General features: G+C 36.2%; 3 protein-coding genes and 1 pseudogene. 1 reads left to right on the top strand and 3 read right to left on the bottom strand.

The window, feature by feature from the left end:
- The 3 genes from AC1DJR_RS21365 to AC1DJR_RS21355 all read right to left on the bottom strand — a co-directional run.
- On the bottom strand, positions 1 to 606 hold a 606-nt coding region (locus tag AC1DJR_RS21365), incomplete at its 3' end, for a Ger(x)C family spore germination protein (RefSeq protein WP_477003451.1).
- On the bottom strand, positions 603 to 1,706 hold the full coding sequence (locus tag AC1DJR_RS21360; protein ID WP_410593356.1) for a GerAB/ArcD/ProY family transporter: 1,104 nt from the start codon (positions 1,704 to 1,706) through the stop codon (positions 603 to 605). The genes AC1DJR_RS21365 and AC1DJR_RS21360, both read right to left, overlap by 4 nt.
- Before the next feature lie 4 nt (positions 1,707 to 1,710).
- Complete coding sequence (locus AC1DJR_RS21355; RefSeq protein ID WP_477003450.1) at positions 1,711 to 3,258, bottom strand: spore germination protein; 1,548 nt, start codon at positions 3,256 to 3,258, stop codon at positions 1,711 to 1,713.
- Positions 3,259 to 3,560: 302 nt separating this feature from the next.
- On the opposite strand from AC1DJR_RS21355, the pseudogene AC1DJR_RS21350 reads away from it, so the two are divergent.
- Positions 3,561 to 3,703 (top strand): annotated as a pseudogene (locus AC1DJR_RS21350) (IS4 family transposase); the annotation flags it as partial.

Here is a 3,703-nt window from a genome sequence, read left to right as displayed (position 1 = left end):
ATCTAACAAAGCTGTACCTGTCACAAATATTTTTTTCTTTTTTTTCATTTCAGTCATATTTGCTGTTAACCCTTTGTCTGCTATTTGTTCATGTAGTTCTTGAAGATTTGTTTTTACTGTGATATTTCTTAAAGAGGCTGTATCAACTAGTTTTGTTAAATATAGAGGAAGACGCGGCTTATCTTTTGGGTTATAAAAGATGACGTCCGAAACAGGTCCATCAACAGCAACAACCCTTGTGGTAACTGTGTTTTTGGGATCTCGATAAAATGGATCGAGATATTTCATCCAATTTTTTTGTTTCAGTAGCCGTTTTCCAACTAAAATAACCTGTGTTTTACTTCCCGAGGTAAGTGCCATAACAGTAGCATCAAATTTGTCTCTAGAATTTCGAACCGTAACAGATTTCACACCCGTAACTTCTTCTTTTACCTTTGCTTCTTTATTAAAAACAGGGCTTGATATATACACTAATAAATTATTATTACGATCTAAATCGATACCAAGTACAAGAGTAAGGGAAACATCTTCAATATTTGTTTGATCAAAGCATCCAGTCATCATGAACACCGATAACAAAATACAACATAGTACTTTTCTTTTCAATGTATCCTCCTCCAATAAGACTTCTCATATAGCCAGCCATACATCCATAAAATGAGAGGCAATATATAGGTTAACCCCATCCCAGCATTCGATAATACCTGTAGCCCCGTTTCGGCTTGATTCCAACTAGGGCTAATCCAGAATACGAAGCCGATAATGAGCACTAAGAGAACAACTACATGAGAGCTGTGATCTTGTTTCCCAAGTAATTGGCTTGAACAAAATACAGAACAGAATACGGCAGGAATCCAGCATGTAGAAACAACGGGCAAGTAAATGGCCAATAAAATCATGTCAAAACGTTCTAAAAAACGAAATTCAATTACTTTAAGTAGATTTAGTACCGGTTGGTTAAATTGCGTAATACTATCAGGGCTAAAATAGGCAAAGCAAACAATAGTAGCGAATAAATAAAATAACATCGTTAAAGTGTTTGCAATAACCATTCCATGGACTGCATACTGTTTTTTTTGTAAAAAGGGATATAAAAAGAACGCAATATCAAATCCTAAATAAGCAAAAATAGTGGTCGGTACAGCTGTTAATATAGGTTTCCACCCCTCTTTTAAGAGCGGAAAGAATGGCATCCAACTTCCGTTTTCTTTAAGAGGTATCAAAAAAAATAACGGAATCCAAAGCATCATATAGAAAATAAGTTCGGAATACCGCCCTATAATACGAGGGCCGTTACGTGCGACAAAAAAGGTAGGAATCGAAAACAAAAAGATAACGAGATAGTCTGGCGTTTTTGGAAGAAGCCATCCCTTAAGATAAAGCATAGCGTTCACAAGAACAGTAAAAGAATAAAAAGCGAAGTACATCATGTAAATAACAACAAGTGTTTTCCCTATTATTTTCCCAAAAAAGCGTGTAAGAATTTCGTAAAGTGTGTCCTCGGGATATTTTGCAGCTGTTTTCACAATAAAAACACCTGATATTGTGGAGAATATCCAGCCAATCAATATAGCTATCCAGCCATCTGTTCCAGCTTTTTCTGCAAGCACACGTGGAAGAGATAAAACGCCAGTGCCGACCTGCATTCCATTGATTAAAACAATATACTGCATAAGAGTGATGTCATTATAGGCATATTTTTTCATAATTTCACCTTTTGTTATGATTCTTCCCTTGTCGAATAGATTGAATAGCTCCTGTACCCTTAGGACGCCTTCTTATCGCCCATAAAGGAAAGCGTACAAAAGTATCTTTCATATCTGCAAAACGAAATGGTGCTAACGGTGTTCCATATGGGGTTCCTAGCGATTCAAGACTGCTAAGATGTCCAATTAATGTCATCCACCCTATAACCAGTCCTACAATTCCAAATAAGGCAGCTAAAATCATCATAGGGAATCGTAAAAATCTAACTGCCGCTCCCATATCATAGTTAGGGATAATAAAAGAAGAGATAGCTGTAACAGCAACAACAATAATCATAATGTTGCTTACAACTCCCGCTTGAACAGCCGCTTGTCCAATAACAATACCACCTACAATTCCAACTGTCTGACCGATCGGAGTAGGTATCCTTAAAGCCCCTTCTCTCATCGTTTCCAATGTTATTTCCATAAGTAATGCTTCCATAACTGGAGAAAAGGGTACGCGCGTTCTTGATTCTGCAATAGATAAATATAGCTCTACAGGAATAACTTCAAAATTAAAGGAAATAAACGCAACATAACTCGCAGGTAAAAATAAAGCAATCATAAAGGCGATAAAACGAAGCACCCGAATAGACGAAGCAACTAACCACCTTGTACCGTAATCATCCACTCCTTGAAAAAAGGAAATAAAATTTGTTGGAGCAATTAATACACTTGGCGAATGATCTACTACGGTCACAAATCTGCCCTGTAGAATGTGCGATACGGCTAAATCAGGTCTTTCTGTTAACATAAATTGTGGAAATGGTGAGTACGGATTATCTTCAATGAATTCAATAAGTTCACCAGTACTAGTAACGGCATCAACCGTTATGCTTTGAATCCGTGTTTCTAATTCCTTCAGCACATCTTCAGAAGCTACATCTTTTAAATATAAAATAGAAATCTTTGTTTTGCTTCTTATACCAGTTGTTATCTCTTTTATCATTAATTCACGATGAGGGAAATATCTTCGAATCATTGCGATATTTTGAGTTCCAGTTTCTACAAATCCTTGATGCGCACCTTTTAAAGCTATTTCGTTATGAGCAGCTTCAATACTTCTTTGTGGCCAGCCTTTCGTATCCAATTGATGCGCAGTAGTTCGACCATGCATTAATAAAACACTATCTCCTTCTAAAATAGCATTTTCAATCTGACTCCACGTATTAATAATTTTAATTTGTCCTAATGTAATGGGAAGTTCTGTATTGGTATCAAAATTACTATTCATCAAAGGACTTAGAACATGATTTTGAATCAATTCTTTATCTGTTAACCCAGACAAATATATTAAAGCGGCTTCTACTCCATCTGCTGTCATTTGAAACMGTCGAATCACTAGATCGGGTGATTGACGAAATACTTTCTGAAGCTCAGCTATGTTTTTCGATAAGTTGACTTCTAAGAGAGGATCCTCCATGTTTTTCTTTCGAAATTGAGGATTACCTCGTATTGAAAATGATTTAGGACTGCCTCTAGATTTTAACCTTTTTAAAAATTTAGCCATGACATCCTCTCTTTCTATGCACCTTCTATAGTATGTTTAGTATGCATATATTGAGAAGGAATATCCTAATATTTAGAGAGGTAACGACAGATTTATTACTATAAGGGGAATCGTCTTGAAAATGGGCTTAGCGTTGTAAATCCGCATTTTCCTGWCGCTACCCCAAGAGGAACTTCAAAATATTAACTTGATAGGCATGTGGCGAGACCCCACATCCATCAACTTAAGGATTTAGACTATTCTTAAACTTAAAAGCACGTTACTATTCTCTTATGTTAATGAGAAAGGGTGACGTGCTTTTTATGAATATACATCAAAAACAAGAGCTGTCTTTATTTGCCGAAGAGTTATATCGATATATGTCTCCCGCTACACTTAATCAATTAGCTATAGAAGCAGGTGGAATGAAACGAAAACGTAAGTGCCATGGGCACCATTTTTTATC

The organism is Bacillus sp. 05T31, from assembly GCF_056396725.1.
The sequence above is the reverse complement of the archived record's forward strand: the minus strand, read 5'-3'. Positions and strand labels throughout refer to the sequence as shown.

What these genes read in the sequence shown, in the direction of transcription:
- AC1DJR_RS21360 (WP_410593356.1), bottom strand. Translation starts at nt 1,706, where the DNA reads ATGAAAAAATATGCCTATAATGACATCACTCTTATGCAGTATATTGTT.